Source organism: Nocardia neocaledoniensis (assembly GCF_003182135.1).
GTDB classification, from domain to species: domain Bacteria; phylum Actinomycetota; class Actinomycetes; order Mycobacteriales; family Mycobacteriaceae; genus Nocardia; species Nocardia neocaledoniensis.
The window spans coordinates 16,647-31,635 of record NZ_QGTL01000017.1 but is presented as its reverse complement, the minus strand read 5'-3'; the positions used below and the strand labels follow the sequence as shown (position 1 = coordinate 31,635).

Below are 14,989 nucleotides of genomic sequence, written 5' to 3'. Positions count from 1 at the left end.
TCATTCACCGATGACTCCTCCTCGGTCTCTCGATTCGCGCCACCAGGGACTCCGGTGGGCAAGGGCGGCCGCGTCGATGCCGCGCAGTGCGCAGAAACTCGCCACCTCCCCGGTGATCAGCAGGTCGCACCCGGCCAGGTCCGCGGGGGTGCGGGCGCCGAGCACGGTCAGGATCTGCCGCAGCTGGTCGAGCCAGGTGCGGATCTGGGCGACCAGCGCGTCGGTGTCGGCGCGCACGACGGTGTCGAGGAAGGCACCGGCGACTCCGGTGGCGCTCGCGCCGAGCGCCAGCGCCCTGGCGATGTCGAGCGGCGAGCGGATTCCGCCGGAGGCCGCGATGTCGATGCCGTCCAGGCCCGCGCAGTCCAGCAGGCAGGTGGGGGTGGACTGGCCCCAGCTCTCGAGGAACGCGAAATCGCCCGCGGGGCGGCGCGAGTTCTCGATGCGGGCGAAGTTGGTGCCGCCGCGGCCGCCGACGTCGGCCACCGAGACCCCGGCGTCGCGCAGCCACGCGACGGTCTGCCTGCTCAGGCCGAACCCGACTTCCTTGACGATCACCGGGATCGGGACGTGCGCGACGAGGTGCTCGATCTGGCGCGGCCACGAGCCGAAGGAGCGATCGCCCTCGGGCATCACCACTTCCTGCACCGCGTTGAGATGGATCTGCAGCGCGTCGGCCTCGAGCAGCTCGATCGCGCGTAGCACCTGCTCCAGCGACGCGGTCGCGTTGACATTGGCCATCACGAAGCCGTGCGGATTCTCCCGGCGCAGCACCCGATAGGTGTCGGCCACGGCGGGATCGCGGAAGAACGCGCTCATCGACCCGGCGGCGATGGGGATGCCGGTCTCGCGGGCGGCCACGGCCAGTTTCCGGTTGATCTCGCCGGTCTTGGCGCTGCCGCCGGTCATCGCGTTGACGTAGAGCGGTGTGTCCCACTGCTTTCCGGCGACGTCGACGGCGAGCGAGACCTCGCCGCTGTCGATCCCGGCCAGGGCGTGGTGCACGAAGGTGACGCAGTCGAAGTCGTTGCCGCCGGAGTCCGCGCGGCGCTGGTCCACCGCGTGCCGGACGTGGTCGTCCTTGCGGTCGGCGATCATGAGTCCTCCTCTGCGCGTGGGTGGATCCGCAGCGGCAGCGGACGGATGCCCGCCGCGACCCAGCGGTCGGTGAGTTCGGCGAGGGCGGCGGTGCTGGTGTTCTCGATGACGGCGATCCCGCAGTCGCCGCCGCCCGCGCCGGAGGGTTTGGCCGCCGCGCCCACCGCCGCGGCGGCCGCGCACAGGGCGTGCAGCCGCGGGGTCATGATGCCGAGTTGGGCGGTCTCGTCGAGGCCGAGCAGAAGTTCACGGGCACAGTCGATTTCTGCGCGGATCGCCGGGACGTCGCCGGCGTCGACGGCCGTGGTCAGGCGCTGGACGCAGTCGTTGCTGCGCGCGTTGAACACGGTCCGGTCACCGCGCGCCCGGGTGGCGGCGCCGACCAGGGCCGGGGTGGAGGCGGGGCTCCCGGTCCAGCCGACCCGGAGGGCGAGGCCGGGCGGTGTGGGCAGCGGGCGGACCGACAGGCCCGGCCACGGTGCGCGCAGGGCGGCGCCGACCCCGCCCCGAGCCACGGTCTCGGCGACAAGGCCCCGGTCCGGCGACCCGTAGGCGAGCCAACCGCCCCAGGTGGCCGCGGCCACGTCACCCCCGGAGGCCCGCGGAGCGACAGTAATCGTCGCGAGCATCGCCAGCCGGTACCGATCCATCGCGCTGAGCTCGAGCTCGTGGAACCGGGCGAGCGCGGCCACGGTCGCTACGGTCACGGCCGCACTGGAGCCCAGGCCGTACTTGCGGCCGTCGACGTCGCTGAGATCGGTGGAGACCGCCAAGACATAACGGCGAGCGGTGATTCCACGCTCGGTGCGCAACCGGTCGAGGATCGAGACCGCGGCGAAGACGTACGCGAACGCGGCCGGCACCGCGCCGTCGGGCGTCGCGGGCACGAGCCGATCGCCCTCGCGACGACAGGCCAGCGACACGCCGCCGTCCAGGTCGGAACGCAGCGTGATCTCCGGCAACGGAATGACGTGGCCGGTCGTCGGTGCGGGCTCGTCTGTGCGGTGCCACGACACGGTGCCGTCGATATCGGAACGCAGCGTGGTCCCCGGCGTCGAAGTGACGCGGCCGGTGGCCGGGGCGAGCTCCTCCGCGCGGTGCCGCGACGCGGTGCTATCGATATCGGAACGCTGAATGATCCCCGGCGTCCGAGCCACCCGGCCGGTGGCAGGTGCGGCCTCCTCCGCGCGGTGTGAGGTGGCGTCGATGTCGGCGGCGGTCACCGTGGCGGTCGCGTAGCGGTCGACGGCGGTGAGCACCGCGAGATTCCCCGGCTCGACGACGGCGTACTCGCCCGCGATGAACAGCTTGCCCGGCGCGCGACAGGTGACCGACTGGCGAGACCCGCCGAACGCCGGATCCTCCTGCCGCCCACCGTGACCCGCGGATGCCGGCCGATCGGGAGCGCCCACCGGGCCGGCTCCCTCCGCGGACCCGCCCACCGGTCGCCGGTCGTCACGGCCTGCCGGCGATGGCCGGTCGTGCGCGAGGACCGGGACCGGTCGGGCTTCGTGCCCGCTCATCGGTCGCCACCTGTCGTGCACCGCACCCCGGGACCGATGTGGGCGGTGCGGGTGGTGACGAACTCGCCGAGTGCCTCGATCCGGGCGGCGACGACGGGCGCGTCGGCCCTGGCGCACAGCACCTTCACGTTCGGGCCGGCGTCGATGGTGGCGTAGGCGGCGATGCCGTCGGCGCGCAGGGCAAGGACCTCGTCGAGGACTGCCAGCGAGTGCGGCGAGAGGTAGCGGACGCCGGGGCGCGCGGCCAACATGGTGGCGTGCATGCCGAGGGCATTGCGTTCGGCGATCTCACCGATGGCCGGAAGATCCTGGCGGGCAACGGCTTCGCGCATCTCGGCGAGGTCGATCCGGGAGGATTCGGCCCAGGGCCGGTAGAGCGGCGAGGTCTCGGTGGTGCGGCGCATGGCGTCGCGGCTGGACACCGCTTTCGCGCCGGCCGCCACGATGCCGAGAACGAGCGCGGGGTCGAGGCCCTCCCCGCCGATCGGTTCGGCGAACGAGGCCAGATCGCCTGCCTCACCGTCCCCTTCGCCGGCGTGCCACACCACGAATCCGCCGAAGATCGAGCGCGCGGCCGAGCCGGAGCCGCGCCGGGCCAGCCGCGAGAGCGCGCGGCCGTCGAGGTCGAGGCCGTAGGCGGCGGCCGCGGCCGTGGCCAGGGCGGCGAACCCACTGGCCGAGGACGCCAGGCCCGCGCCGGTCGGCCCCGCGTTGGCGGTCACCACCGCCGCGCGTTCGGTGCGGCCCGCCCTGGCGCGGACGAGGTCGAGGAATTTCTCGACGCGGGTCAGCGCGGCGCCGGTGGCCGGGGCGTCGTTGAGTTCCACGGTGTCGGCGGGCCCGTCGATCAGCTGGACCGAGGTGGTGGTCGGGAAGACGTCGAGGGTCAGCGACAGGCTTCCCGTGACGGGCAGGAACAGCGTCTCGTCCCGCTTGCCCCAGTACTTCACCAGGGCGATGTTCGGGTGGGCGACCGCCGTGGCGGCCCCCTCCCGCGCGGACGCGACGGGGAGTGCGGCGGGGGAAGTCATGGGTGTGTCTCGCGATCCGGTGTCGAGGCGGTGGAGGACGGCGCGGGCGACCGCAGGCTGCGGGCGGTGACGGTCCAGGTCCGCACGGCGCCCGCCGCACGCAGCGCCGCGCTCACGGAGGGAGCGGTCCCGGTCGCGGTGAGCGCGAGCACGCACCCGCCGAGCCCGGCGCCGGTGAGCTTGGCGCCGAACGCGCCCGCGTCCCGCGCGGCGGTGACCAGGGCGTCGATCCGCGGTGTGCTGACGCCGAGTCCGGCGAGCAGGTCCTGGAAGTCGAACATCGCGGTGCCGAGTTCCGCGACGCGGCCCTCGCTGAGATCAGTGGCGGCGGAGCCGATCAGTTCGGTGGCCCGGCGCAGGACGCGGCGCGCTGACCGTGGATCGGCGTCGAGTGTGCGCCGGACCCCGGCGACCGCCTCGTGGGTGGACCCGGGGACGCCCGTGTCGGCGATGACCAGCTCGGCGTCGACCGCGATGCCGATCGGCCGGGCGGTGCCTCGCTGGAACAGGATCGGTCCGTGCGCCAGCACGGCACTGGCGTCGATCCCGCTGGCCCTGCCGTGCGCGACCTGTTCGCCGCACTGCACGCAGTCGTAGAGGGTGGCGGCGTCGAGCGCGCGCCCGTACAGGTCGGCGACCGCGCGGACCGCCGCGCCCGCGCAGGCGGCGCTGGAGCCGAGGCCCCTGGCCAACGGGATGTCGCACTCGACGTCCACCTCGACCAGCACACCGGTCATCCCCCACCGGCGCAGCGCTTCCTCGACCGCGACGCGCGGCCCGGACGGCGGTCCGCCCTCGCCCGCTTCCCCCGCGAGGAAACGGAAGTGGCCGTCGGCGCAGACCTCGCGCGGCCCGGACCGGCCGGGCCGGGCGATGGCGCGCACCGGCAGCGCGGGCAGCGGGAAGGCGATGGCCGCCGTGCCATGGACCACGGTGTGTTCGCCGAGCAGAATGGCCTTCGCGTGCGAACGGCCGACGCCGACCGCCGGTTCCGGCGCCGCGGCGTCATCGCTGACGCGCTCTCGAACGGGCTGACCGTTCACGTCGATTCCTCTCCCGAACTCGGGCGATGCCACCCAGCGTGCCGGCGGACGCCGGAACACACTGGGCGGCAGGCCCTCACGGTTGCCGAGTCGATCGGCCGAAACTGCGGAGCACGGACGGGAAGAACGCGGGAACCTGCGCGGCGTAGGCGCGGTAGGACGCGCCGAAGCGCGCGATCAGGTCACGTTCCTCCAGGTAGGTGCCCAGCAGGATGTAGCCGGTCAACCCCAGTGCCCACACCAGATGCCCGACGGTGAACGTGCTGGCGAACCAGAACGACACGAGCAGACCGGTCATCAGCGGATGCCGCACGAGGCGGTAGACGCCGTTGACCTGCAACCGGTCGACGGTGGCGTCGGGCACCTGGATCACGTATTCGCGATAGGCCTGGCTGATGCCGAGCAGGTGGAAGTGGTTGAGCAACAACGTGGCCGCGTAGACGAGCACGAAACCCAGCCAGAACCCGGCGTCGAGCGCCAGCCCCACCGTGCCCTCGGCCGACCAGAGTTCGGCCGGGATGGGCTGCCAGGCCAGCATGATCACCCACATGACCAGGCACACCATCACGATGTAGACGGTCCGCTCCAACGCCTCCGGCACCCAGCGGGTGACGAAGGCCTTGAAGGCGGGCCTGGCCATCCCCGAGTGCTGCAGGCCGAACAGCGCCAGCAGCAGCACGTCGATGATCAGCGCCGGCACGGTCGACAGGTGTGGCCCCTTGTCGATCGTCTTGGGCAGGAACCACCCGCCGGCGAACAGCAGCATCAGCGGCACGGTGATGCCGGCGATGCCGTAGACGGCGAACGCGAACAGGAACGGGACCAGCCGGGTGCGGCTGGTCACGACCGCGCGCGCCTGGGTGGGCGTGATCAGATCCATGCGAACCACGGCAGGTACCGCGAGCGCACGGTGCCCTCCTCGATGCGCTTCTCCAGCTTGGCCTTCCACTTGTTGCCGTAGCGCTCGTTGAGGAACCCGCCCGGCCAGAACAGGCGCCAGCCGGACTGCGCGACCATCCAGTACGGGACGATGACGCCGGGATTGACATCGCGCATGTAGTCGAGCTTGTCCGGGATCTGGCTCCAGTGGATACCCGGGTACCGGTGGTGCACGCTGTGGTAGCCCTGGTTGAAGATCAGGAAGTTCAGCACGTTGCCCGCGTTGTTCAGCGAGGTGCTCGGGTCGTCCTCGAAGCCCTTGGCCGGCGCGTGACTCAGCCACGCGAAGTAGCCGGCGTTGACCTGGGTGATCAGGAACGGCACCCAGTAGAACAGCACGAAGCGATCGAAATCGACCAGGTACCAGACGGTTCCGATGACGAGCGCGTACAGCGCCATGTCGAGCAGGAACTGGTGGCGGGTCCGCTTGCGGCGCGGCGCCGGGTCGGCGGCGGCGAGCGTGCGGATCGTGTGGATCTTGACGATGGCGCCGTAACGGACCCAGTACCAGATGGCGCCGAGGCCCTTCTCCATGCCGGTGGTCGAGGTGACGTCACCGGGGCCGTCGTTGAACCGGTGGTGGTTGAGGACGTGCACCTCGCGCATCTCGGCGGCGGTGAGGTTGCCGGGCAGGCAGCACAGGAAGTCGACGACCCGGTTCGGGAACTTCGACACGAACAGCGGCCGGTGGGTGTGCATGTGCATCACGCCGATGGTGAGCGAGAGGTTCAGCAGCGACAGCACGATGATCAGCGGCACCGCCAGGTACCAGTTCGTGGCGGCGGGCACGAACAGGCCCAGCGCCAGCATGCCGATCCACAGGGCGATGTGCAGCAGCGGACCGACGTTGGAGGCGTGCTCGAGCTTGAGCACGCGTTTGCTGAACGGGGCCTGTTCGGGCGCGACGGGCGTTCCGGTGCTCATGCGAGAGCTCCTTCGCTAGTGGTATCGGGGACGATGAGCGCGGATCTGGGGCGAGTGCTCATGGGCGGCTCCCTGGGGTGCTGGTGTCGAGGGCAGCGAGTTGAAGTCTCGTGGCGAGGGCCCGCAGCGCCGCGGGTTCGTGCGGGGGCACGCGTTCCATCGCGCCGAAGGCCAGGTGATCGGCGATCATCATGGTGCGCACCTCGGCGTCGGGCAGTTCGCCGGTGAGCGGGCCCTCGGGCAGAGTCCGCACGAGCGTGAACGTGGTGTCGACGATCAGCGGAACCAGCGAGGTCGGCATCGTGGCCGGGTCGCCGGCGCCGAGCACCTCGGTGGTCCGGTTGGCGCCGTCGGCGAAATCCGGTGAGGCGTCGAGCATCCGGTGGATCGCCAGGTCGGCGCTGCGGCGCACCCGGTCGAGCATCCTCGTCCAGTACTTCGCCGAGGACGCCGCGAGCAGGGCCGCGCCGACCTTGCGCCGATAGGGCGCGGGCGCGTCGACGACCGCGCACAGGAACGCGGTGGTGGTGATGGTCATGTACGCCATCGCCGCCCGCGCGCCCAGGCTCGGGGTGCCGGGGCCGAGCCTGCCGAGCAGGGCGAAACCGCCGAGCGCGGGACCGAGCAGTTGCAGCATCACCCGACGCTTCAGCTCCTCGCGGTCGGCCACGCCGTAGATCTCGAGTTCGCCGTCGCGCAGGTCGTTGGCGGACTGGGCGATCACGGCGACACAGCCGGTCAGCTCGCGCAGGTCGGCGTCGGACAGCACGCCGTCGGCGACCAGGGCGCAGGCGTAGTGGGTGACACGGCCGAGCACCCCCTCGCTGTAGGCGACGCGCGAGAGCGGGCTCTCGATGTTGCGCGCCATCACCGCGGCGACGTCGGTGAGCACGGCGGCGACGCGCTGTCTGCCCGCCGGGGCCAGCGCGGTCACCAGGGCGCGGATGTCGTCGATGCGCGCGGCGAGCAGCCGGTCGACGGCCTCGCTGTCGCGGGCCTCGCTGGTCACCGCGGGCAGGGCGGGTGGCGCGATGTCGCCGGTCCCGTCGAGGTAGCGCGCCGCGGCGAGCACCGCGGTGCCCGCGACCGCGCGGTCGCTGAGGTCCTCGAACGCGTCGAGCACCCGGCAGGCCAGCAGCGCCGCGGTCGCCTCCGCCCGCAGGTGCGCGGGCAGGAAGCTCACCGAGATGCCCAGGTTGCGTCCGGCCGGGATCAGGGCCAGCCGCGCCAGTTCCTCGGGCGTCGACGCCGCCCGCAGCGCCGCCAGGTCCGGTGCCCGGCGCAGGGTGCGCAGGCCGTGGGCCAGCGCGCCGATTCTGGTCTGTCTCATCGGTTGATCACCTGCCGCAGGAGTTCGCGGAGGTCGTCGCGGGCCGGCGAGGGCGGGAAGATCTCCAGCGCGGCAGCGGCCTTGTCGGTGGCGCCGAGCGCGACCGCGCGGGCGGCGGCGGTGGCGCCGGACTCGACGAGATCGGTTTGCAGTGTGGCGCTGGAGGTTTCGTCCGACAGCCACATCTGGACGGCACCGGGCCTGTCGGCCAGCCATTCGATGACCGGCCAGGTCGGCACCCGGCGTTCGAGGTCACCGCCCGCGTCCTTGCCCAGTTCGGGGCCGCCCTCGATGTCGCGGACGTCGTCCATGATCTGGAAGGCGAGCGCGAGCTGATCGGCGTATTCCATCAGCGCGTGCAGCCCGTCGTGGTCGGCGCCGCCCGCCGTGCCGCCGTAGGAGCAGGACAGCCGGAACAGCGTGCCCGTCTTGGCGCCGGCCACCAGTTCGTAGTGGCGGCGCAGCGCGGACGCCTCGACGGCCGGCGGCAAGGTTTCGATGAGCTGGCCGAACGACAGGTCCGAGAGCCGGTCTGCGTAGGTGATGCCGGGCGCGTCACCGAGACCCGCGAACACCGCCGGGTGCTCGGCCAGCACCTGCGCCACCACCTGCATCGCGGCGCCGGCCAGGTGGAATCCGGCCCTGGCGGCGACCCGCACGCCGAACGCGGCGGGGACCGAGGGGGCGCCGCGGCGCAGCAGCGAGCCGTCGCAGATGTCGTCGTGCAGCAGCGAGGACTCGTGCAGCATCTCCATCGCGCAGGCCAGATCGATCGCCGCCGACCGCGGCGCGGCGGCCGCCTCGGGCAGCAGTCCGGCGCAGGCCAGCACCAGCCTGGCCCTGACCCGCTTGCCGGGTGCGGCCAGCACGTGCCGATAGATGTCGTCGAATTCGCCACCGGTGAGCAGGATTTCGCGCAGGCGCTCGGTGACCAGTGGGATCAGCTCGACCGGTCCGGCGGACGGTCTTGGCATGACCGCCACCTGGTCGCCCTGGTGCTCCGCCGAGTCCCGGCGGTGGGTGGAAGGTAGCGCGAGATCGTCCATGGCGCTGGTCTCCTTTGGTGTGGTCACGGTGGCAGTGCGGTTCACCCCGACGGTGCGCAGAGGGTCACGGGGGTCAGGCGGCGGTCTGTCGTGGTGACGTCTCACAACTACCGGGCCCGAGCATCCCGATCGCTGGCTACCGACGGGTAGTTTTGTAGAGCTGTCACGGAATTGTCAAGCGCGACAACAGGTTTCAGATCTGTTTTGTGAATCACGTTGTGCCACAAACCGACTCGAGGCGAGATTCAACTTCACCAGACGCGGGCAGCACTGGGCGCGGAAGTAGAGGAAGCGCGAAAACAGCTGCGTCTCGAGCGCTTCGGTGGGCAGTGGCCCGTCGTGGACCACGCGGGCGTTGCGAGGGGTCGAGAAGGGGCGGCGGGTACCACCACGATGTGGACCACTCGAACGACATCGCCTACTGGCGAGTACGACGCGACTCTACGTCCACGACCGCGCGCTCGCGAATCGAGCGTCTCGCTTGGTGAGATCCCCACGAATCCGGCCCCGGGAATTCGGCCGAGTTCCCAAATCGGGACCGCCGGCGCACGAGTACCCTACTCCCGGTTGACATTTCACCCCGCGATGTCACACGGGCACCGGCGTCTGACCAGATCGAGAGCCGTTTCGGGAGCCCGGATCAGCGCGCCGCGCTCCCGCCGAAGACGAGCAGCTCGGGCAGCGGCCGATCGAGAACGGGGGTCGCGGGACGCGGCGCGGGACCACGCCGGACCACGGTGCGGTGATGGGCCACGACGACCCCGCACACCCGCACCGACGTCGAGATCAACGCTTCCGCCAACGGCAGATCGTCCTCGCGGCAGGCGTAGACCGAGAAGCGCACCGTACCCGCCTCGGCCGGCTTCTCCTGCGGGATGGCCTCGGCAGGGCAGCTGGACAGGAGCATCACCGCGGCGGCGAAATCCTGGAACGGATCACCCGTCGCGAGGTCGTCGCCCGCCACCACCCTCGCGAAGACGTTTCGCAGGCAGGGCCTTTCGGGAATCTCCTCGGCCCGCTCGATGCGCGACCAGCGGCACAGCGCGGGGTGGTCGGCGATGTCGGAGCGGCCTGCCCAGCGGCGCGCGCCCGCGGTGAGCAACCGATCGGCGGTCGCGCGCCAGCGGGCGGAATCGTCGATCCGGGCGACGACGCGCAGGCGGCGGCAGTCATCGGCCCCGGGGGCGAGGAACGGTTCGATCGCGGGAACGGCAGGACCGACGGCCGGACGTTGCGTCTGCACGGTGGCCCCCTAGCGAATGCCGGACCCGGGTGACGGCGGCGCGGCGGCGGCGCCCCGCCGCCAGGCCAACCGGAAGGACACGATCGCGGCCAGCACGGCGCCGATCAGTACGAGGGTCACGGCCGCCAGCACCACGGCCCCGGAGACGCCGACGCCGGCGTGGCGGGCGATCAGCGCCGACGCCAGGACAGGACCCGCGGTGACGAGGACCGGGATCAGCAGGAGCAGGCCGACGGTGACGAGCGTGGTCGGCGCCATTGTCGATGTCATGACGGAAAAGCCCTGCCGGGAAGTCAGCATGTGCGGCCCCGACTGCCGCGTGACTGTAGCCATTTCCGCCCTCTCCGTTACCTGAAGGGAACCCAGCGAACCATGGGCTATTCAAACTACATCGCACGCCACACCACTCCCGTGATTCGTCACGAAAAGGTGATAACCCGAGATCGGCGCGGTGCGCACAGAAAAAGGAATACCGAGGTCAGGGCGGCATTCTTGATTAACCACAAGTTTGCTGACAATTCGTCGAATTCAGGTTCGATAACAATTCTGAGCAGACCCGGCGCGGCGCGGCGCAATTGTCACCAGCCAGTGGGTGCACCGGCCGGAACACATTCGGCCCGCTATTCCCCGAGCGCGGACGTGGAACCGAAACTTCCTTCGAGTCGATTACGCGATCCGGGATGAATCAACCGGGCGGCACTGACCAGACCACCCGAGGACCACGTCCGGCGCCGGATCAGCAGGCACGGTTCGTCCGCCTCGATGCGCAGCAGCGCGCACTCCTCCCGCGTGGCGCGCACCGCCTCCACGACGTGCTCGCCGCGGATCAGCGGCGCCACCTCGCTGAGGTAGGTGTTGGGCGTGACGGCGGTGAAGTCCTGGGCCAGATACTCGGGCGCCTGCGCCGGATCGACGTAGCGGTCCTCCACCTGAATCGGCACGTCGTCCTCGATGTGCACCAGCAGCGAGTGGAACACCCTGCCGCTCATCGCGTTTCCGAGCACCGGATGCCGGGCGTCGGCCTCCTCCGCGCGGACGAAGACCACCTCGGTGCGGTGGCGATGACCGCGCCGGGAGATCTCGTCGGCGATGTTCCTGACCTCGAACAGCGGCGAGGCGGCCTTGGTCGGCGCGACGAAGGTCCCCACCCCCATCACCCGGTTGAGCGCGCCGTCGGCGGTGAGGTCACGCAGGGCGCGGTTGATCGTCATCCGGGACAGGCCCAGCGCGTTGACCAGCTGATTCTCCGACGGGATCTGCTCGCCCTCGACCCAGCGCCCGCCCTTGATCTGCGCCATGATCAGCTGCTTGACGCGTTCGTACGCCGCGAATTCGGTCCCCAGTTCGCCGTACAGCGCGGCCAGGTCCGCATCGACCACTTCGATCGCCACCACCGGTATCCGTTCCCTCAGTTTCCCCAGAGAATACGTTGCCCCCGAGCGAGGCAGCGCGCTTGACAACGCACTTGTATATACAGGACTATACCACTAGTCTGGATTTCAGTGACCCAGGACACAGCCGTCTTCTCGAGGAGTGAACCGATGACCGACGCCCCCATCCAGCCCGCATCCGGACCACGGCCCGTGTCCGCCCCGCGCGGATCCCAGCTGCACACGCGGGGCTGGCAGCAGGAGGGCGCGCTGCGGATGCTGATGAACAACCTCGATCCCGAGGTGGCCGAGCGCCCCGACGATCTCGTCGTCTACGGCGGCACCGGCCGCGCGGTTCGCAGCTGGGCGGCGTTCGACGCCATCGTGCGCACCCTCCAGACCCTCGCCGACGACGAGACCCTGCTGGTGCAGTCGGGCAAGCCGGTCGGCGTGTTCCGCACCAACGAGTGGGCCCCGCGCGTGCTGCTCGCGAACTCGAATCTGGTCGGCGACTGGGCGAACTGGGCCGACTTCCGCAAGCTCGAGCAGGCCGGGCTGATGATGTACGGCCAGATGACCGCGGGCTCGTGGATCTACATCGGCAGCCAGGGCATCCTGCAGGGCACCTACGAGACCTTCGGCGCGGTGGCGCGCAAGCGGTTCGGCGGCACGCTGGCCGGCACCATCACGCTCACCGCGGGGGTGGGCGGCATGGGTGGCGCGCAGCCGCTGGCGGTGACCATGAACGAGGGTGTCGCGCTGTGTGTCGACTGCGATTCCGCGCGCATCGAGCGCCGCATCGCGCACCGCTACCTCGACACCAGGGCCGAATCGCTGGAGCAGGCACTGGAACTCGCGATCGCCGCCCGTGACGAGCGCAGGCCGCTGTCGATCGGTCTGGTCGGCAACGCCGCCGAGGTGTTCCCGCGCCTGCTGGCCATGGACGCGCCCATCGACATCGTCACCGACCAGACCTCGGCCCACGATCCGCTGTCCTACCTGCCGATCGGGGTCGCGCTCGAGGACTGGCACACCCTCGCCGAGAGGGACCCGGCCTGGTTCACCACCGAGGCGCAGGCCTCGATGGCCAAGCACGTCGAGGCCATGGTCGGATTCATGGACAAGGGCGCCGAGGTGTTCGACTACGGCAACTCGATCCGCGACGAAGCCCGCAAGGGCGGCTACGACCGGGCCTTCGCGTTCCCCGGCTTCGTGCCCGCCTACATCCGCCCGCTGTTCGAGGAGGGCCTCGGCCCGTTCCGCTGGGCCGCGCTCTCGGGTGATCCGAAGGACATCGCCGCCACCGACCGGGCGATCATGGAGCTGTTCCCGGAGAACGAGCACCTGAAGCGGTGGCTCACGATGGCCGGCGAGAAGGTGCAGTTCGAGGGGCTGCCCGCGCGGATCTGCTGGCTCGGCTACGGCGAACGGCACCGGGCCGGACTGAAGTTCAACGAGATGGTCGCCTCGGGTGAGCTGTCGGCGCCGCTGGCCATCGGCCGCGACCACCTCGACTCCGGTTCGGTGGCCTCCCCCTACCGCGAGACCGAGGCCATGGCCGACGGTTCCGACGCCGTCGCCGACTGGCCGCTGCTCAACGCCCTGCTCAACACCGCCTCCGGCGCTTCGTGGGTCTCGATCCACCACGGCGGCGGCGTCGGCATGGGCCGCTCCATCCACGCCGGCCAGGTGTGCATCGCCGACGGCACCGACCTGGCCGCCCGGAAGCTCGAGCGGGTCCTGACCAACGACCCCGGCATGGGCGTCATCCGGCACGTCGACGCGGGCTACGAGCACGCGGCCGACGTGGCTCGCGAGCGCGGGGTGCGAATCCCCATGCAGGAGAGCTGATCCCCCGCCGCTGCCCGCCCCGTCATCGGTGCGGGCGGCGGCGCACGCTCCTCCCCTCGACAAGACCCTTTACTCTGACTGACCGGTCAGCCATGATTGGTTCATGCCGAAATCGGTCGACCGCGCCGCCCGCCAGGAGGAGATCCTGCGCGCAGCCGCCACCGTCTTCGCCGACAAGGGCTTCGCCGCCACGCGTGTCGAGGACGTCGCCGCGGCCGCCGGCATCGCCAAAGGCAGTGTCTACCTGTACTTCCCGAGCCGGGACTCCCTGCTCGCCGGCGTCTTCGACAGTTATGCGCGGCGTTCGGCCCAGGTGCTCGCGGAGGTCGGCGACGGTCCGGCACTCGAACGGCTGGAGCGGCTGATCCGCGCAGCGCTGGCGATGCTCGCCGAGCACCCCGAGCACGCCCGGGTGCTGCTCGACGTGTGGGCCGCGAAGCCGCCGATCGACATGGTCGCGGTCTACGGCGAATACCGGGCGACCATCACCGCTTTGCTGCGCGAGGCCGCGGCCGCGGGCACGGTCCGCGACGGAGTCGACGAGCGGTATGCCGCGGTGATCGTCGGCGCGATCGAGGGCTGTCTCATCCAGTCGCTGGTGGACCCGACGGTGTCGCTGCCCGACCTCGCCGAGCCGGTCGTGCGGGTCTGTCTGACGGGGCTCCGGCGATGACGCTCACCGACCGGCTCATCGCGCCGGGCGCGACCCGGCCCGAGATCACCCTGGGATTGGCCGTCGCCGCCTGCGGCGCGGCCGGCGCGGCGGCGCTCGCGGTGCGCGCGCAGCACCCGTGGTTCGCCGTCGCCGTGATCGCGGTGCTGGCGTTCGATCTGTTCGGTGGCGCCGTGGTCAACGCGATGGGCTCGGCCAAGCGGTGGTATCACCGGCCGGGGCGGACGGCCGGACATCATCTGGGTTTCGTGGCGATCCACATCCAGCCGTTCCTGCTGGCCGCGGTGGTGCCCGCGTTCAGTTGGGCGGCCGCCGCGACGGTGTACCTGGTGACCCTGGCCGGCGCGGTCGTCGTCACCGCGACGCCCGCCGGACTCCGCAGACCGGTCGCGTTCGCCGTCACGACCCTCGGACTGCTGGTGGTCACCGGACTGCTCACCGTCCCGGCGGAGGTGGGCTGGTTCGCACCGGTACTCATGATCAAACTGCTTCTCGCGCACCTGCTTCCGGAAGACGCGGCGTAGGGGCGAGGTCGCCCGCACCGGCGCCGGTGCGGGCGGTCCCGGTCAGTCGCCTCGGCGTTCGCGGAGTTCGGCCTCCATCTCCGCGGCGAGGAGCGGGCGTTCGGCCTCCATCTTCTGCACGTAGGCGACCGCGTCGCCGACCGTCCGCACTCGACAGGTCCTCGTCGGGGATCTTCACGTCGTACTTGTCCTCGAGCTGGACGGCGATCTCCACGAGCGAGAGCGAGTCGATCTCCAGTTCCTCGACGAAGGATTTCTCCATCGTCACCTCGTCGGCCTCGATACCGGTCACCTCCTCGATGATCTCGGCGATGCCTGCGACGATTGCTTCCTGCGTGGTGGTCACGAAACTCCTTGTCCGGTGGGCAGTACCGGTACGGTAAAAGCTCTACTG

The 14,989-nt window shown here is 70.9% G+C and carries 14 protein-coding genes and 1 pseudogene; 3 read left to right on the top strand and 12 right to left on the bottom strand.

Going from position 1 to position 14,989, the window contains the following annotated elements; all coding sequences use genetic code 11:
- The 11 genes from fni to hutC all read right to left on the bottom strand — a co-directional run bounded on the left by fni (position 1) and on the right by hutC (position 11,577).
- The gene (gene fni / locus DFR69_RS30980) at positions 1-1,098 is read right to left on the bottom strand and encodes a type 2 isopentenyl-diphosphate Delta-isomerase (RefSeq protein WP_110041233.1); all 1,098 of its coding nucleotides are present in this window, start codon (positions 1,096-1,098) and stop codon (positions 1-3) included.
- Positions 1,095-2,510: a phosphomevalonate kinase gene (locus tag DFR69_RS30975; protein ID WP_244198545.1), complete on the bottom strand. Its 1,416-nt coding sequence runs from the start codon at positions 2,508-2,510 to the stop codon at positions 1,095-1,097. Before DFR69_RS30975 ends, fni begins: the two co-directional genes overlap by 4 nt.
- A 107-nt stretch (positions 2,511-2,617) precedes the next feature.
- Positions 2,618-3,652 (bottom strand): diphosphomevalonate decarboxylase, encoded by a 1,035-nt coding sequence (mvaD, locus tag DFR69_RS30970; protein WP_110041232.1) that lies wholly within the window; start codon positions 3,650-3,652, stop codon positions 2,618-2,620.
- Positions 3,649-4,695: a mevalonate kinase gene (gene mvk / locus DFR69_RS30965; protein WP_110041231.1), complete on the bottom strand. Its 1,047-nt coding sequence runs from the start codon at positions 4,693-4,695 to the stop codon at positions 3,649-3,651. The genes mvaD and mvk overlap by 4 nt, the downstream gene beginning before the upstream one ends.
- A gap of 76 nt (positions 4,696-4,771) precedes the next feature.
- A complete protein-coding gene (locus tag DFR69_RS30960) occupies positions 4,772-5,575 on the bottom strand; it encodes a methyltransferase family protein (RefSeq protein ID WP_110041321.1) in 804 nt (267 codons plus the stop codon).
- Positions 5,566-6,558: a fatty acid desaturase gene (locus DFR69_RS30955; protein WP_110041230.1), complete on the bottom strand. Its 993-nt coding sequence runs from the start codon at positions 6,556-6,558 to the stop codon at positions 5,566-5,568. Before DFR69_RS30955 ends, DFR69_RS30960 begins: the two co-directional genes overlap by 10 nt.
- Positions 6,559-6,616: 58 nt before the next feature.
- Positions 6,617-7,888 carry a hypothetical protein gene (locus DFR69_RS30950; protein ID WP_110041229.1) on the bottom strand — a complete coding sequence of 424 codons (1,272 nt, stop codon included), beginning with the start codon at positions 7,886-7,888 and terminating at the stop codon, positions 6,617-6,619.
- Positions 7,885-8,961 carry a polyprenyl synthetase family protein gene (locus tag DFR69_RS30945; RefSeq protein WP_244198544.1) on the bottom strand — a complete coding sequence of 359 codons (1,077 nt, stop codon included), beginning with the start codon at positions 8,959-8,961 and terminating at the stop codon, positions 7,885-7,887. Before DFR69_RS30945 ends, DFR69_RS30950 begins: the two co-directional genes overlap by 4 nt.
- A gap of 613 nt (positions 8,962-9,574) precedes the next feature.
- The gene (locus DFR69_RS30940; RefSeq protein ID WP_110041227.1) at positions 9,575-10,177 is read right to left on the bottom strand and encodes a hypothetical protein; all 603 of its coding nucleotides are present in this window, start codon (positions 10,175-10,177) and stop codon (positions 9,575-9,577) included.
- A gap of 9 nt (positions 10,178-10,186) precedes the next feature.
- Entirely contained in the window at positions 10,187-10,447 is a 261-nt protein-coding gene (locus tag DFR69_RS30935) for a hypothetical protein (protein WP_146229472.1), read from the bottom strand.
- Between the two features lie 350 nt (positions 10,448-10,797).
- Positions 10,798-11,577, bottom strand: a complete 780-nt coding sequence (gene hutC, locus DFR69_RS30930) for a histidine utilization repressor (RefSeq protein WP_186817497.1) — start codon at positions 11,575-11,577, stop codon at positions 10,798-10,800.
- Between the two features lie 141 nt (positions 11,578-11,718).
- Between hutC and hutU the strand changes: the two genes are divergently transcribed.
- From hutU to DFR69_RS30915, 3 genes are all read left to right on the top strand, one after another.
- Positions 11,719-13,398, top strand: coding sequence for a urocanate hydratase (gene hutU / locus DFR69_RS30925; RefSeq protein ID WP_110041225.1), 1,680 nt, complete (start codon positions 11,719-11,721; stop codon positions 13,396-13,398).
- Between the two features lie 103 nt (positions 13,399-13,501).
- A complete protein-coding gene (locus DFR69_RS30920) occupies positions 13,502-14,071 on the top strand; it encodes a TetR/AcrR family transcriptional regulator (RefSeq protein WP_110041224.1) in 570 nt (189 codons plus the stop codon).
- Entirely contained in the window at positions 14,068-14,595 is a 528-nt protein-coding gene (locus tag DFR69_RS30915; RefSeq protein WP_110041223.1) for a hypothetical protein, read from the top strand. Before DFR69_RS30920 ends, DFR69_RS30915 begins: the two co-directional genes overlap by 4 nt.
- Positions 14,596-14,637: 42 nt before the next feature.
- Here DFR69_RS30915 and acpM read toward each other — a convergent pair.
- Positions 14,638-14,941: pseudogene (gene acpM / locus DFR69_RS30910) on the bottom strand (meromycolate extension acyl carrier protein AcpM).
- Positions 14,942-14,989: the final 48 nt, after the last annotated feature.